The sequence below is a fragment of the [Ruminococcus] torques ATCC 27756 genome, from assembly GCF_000153925.1.
GTDB lineage: Bacteria > Bacillota > Clostridia > Lachnospirales > Lachnospiraceae > Mediterraneibacter > Mediterraneibacter torques.
In genome coordinates this window covers 1-1,405 of the sequence record NZ_DS264352.1, presented here as the reverse complement: position 1 = coordinate 1,405, position 1,405 = coordinate 1, and the positions used below count along the sequence as shown (strand labels likewise).

1 rRNA gene (cut by a window edge) is annotated in these 1,405 nt (G+C 48.8%); it reads right to left on the bottom strand.

What is annotated here, in order from left to right:
* Positions 1 to 1,059, bottom strand: a 16S ribosomal RNA gene (locus RUMTOR_RS13625) (it extends 294 nt beyond the left edge of the window).
* Between the last annotated feature and the right edge of the window lie 346 nt (positions 1,060 to 1,405).

Genomic DNA, 1,405 nt, shown 5'->3' with positions numbered 1-1,405 from the left:
AGCTGACGACAACCATGCACCACCTGTCTCCGCTGCCCGAAGGGAAGGACGCATTACCGTCCGGTCAGCGGGATGTCAAGAGCAGGTAAGGTTCTTCGCGTTGCTTCGAATTAAACCACATGCTCCCACCGCTTGTGCGGGTCCCCGTCAATTCCTTTGAGTTTCATTCTTGCGAACGTACTCCCCAGGTGGACTACTTATTGCGTTTGCTGCGGCACCGAATGGCTTTGCCACCCGACACCTAGTAGTCATCGTTTACGGCGTGGACTACCAGGGTATCTAATCCTGTTTGCTCCCCACGCTTTCGAGCCTCAACGTCAGTTACTGTCCAGTAAGCCGCCTTCGCCACTGGTGTTCCTCCTAATATCTACGCATTTCACCGCTACACTAGGAATTCCACTTACCTCTCCAGCACTCTAGATGAACAGTTTCCAATGCAGTCCCGGGGTTGAGCCCCGGGTTTTCACATCAGACTTGCCCATCCGTCTACGCTCCCTTTACACCCAGTAAATCCGGATAACGCTTGCACCATACGTATTACCGCGGCTGCTGGCACGTATTTAGCCGGTGCTTCTTAGTCAGGTACCGTCATTTTCTTCCCTGCTGATAGAGCTTTACATACCGAAATACTTCTTCGCTCACGCGGCGTCGCTGCATCAGGGTTTCCCCCATTGTGCAATATTCCCCACTGCTGCCTCCCGTAGGAGTTTGGGCCGTGTCTCAGTCCCAATGTGGCCGGTCACCCTCTCAGGTCGGCTACTGATCGTCGCCTTGGTAAGCCGTTACCTTACCAACTAGCTAATCAGACGCGGGTCCATCTCATACCACCGGAGTTTTTACCCCCGCACCATGCGGTGCTGTGGTCTTATGCGGTATTAGCAGTCATTTCTAACTGTTATCCCCCTGTATGAGGCAGGTTACCCACGCGTTACTCACCCGTCCGCCGCTCAGTCACAATCCTCTTCATCCGAAGAATCTAAGCAAAGTGCTTCGCTCGACTTGCATGTGTTAGGCACGCCGCCAGCGTTCATCCTGAGCCAGGATCAAACTCTCGTTAAAAGTGTTTGTCTTGGTCAAGAATCACTACTAGCAATTCTTTCCCTCTTTACTGTTTTGGCATTGAACACTTAATGAGTCTCTCACGAATTTAGTGTGAAAGCCGAACCTCATCTTGTATCAATGTAGTTCTTAAAAATTTTTCTCTTTAAAGAAATTTTCAAGGGTTGTTGTCTATTGTTCAGTTATCAAGGTTCTTTCTCTGTTCTGTCTCAAGCGACAGCTTTTATATTCTATCAAAAGCTTTATCGTTTGTCAAGAACTTTTTATTTTTTTGCTGACCGTTCAAGCGACAGCTTTAATAGATTACCACATCGCTGTGATATTGTCAACAACTTTTTTCACTTTC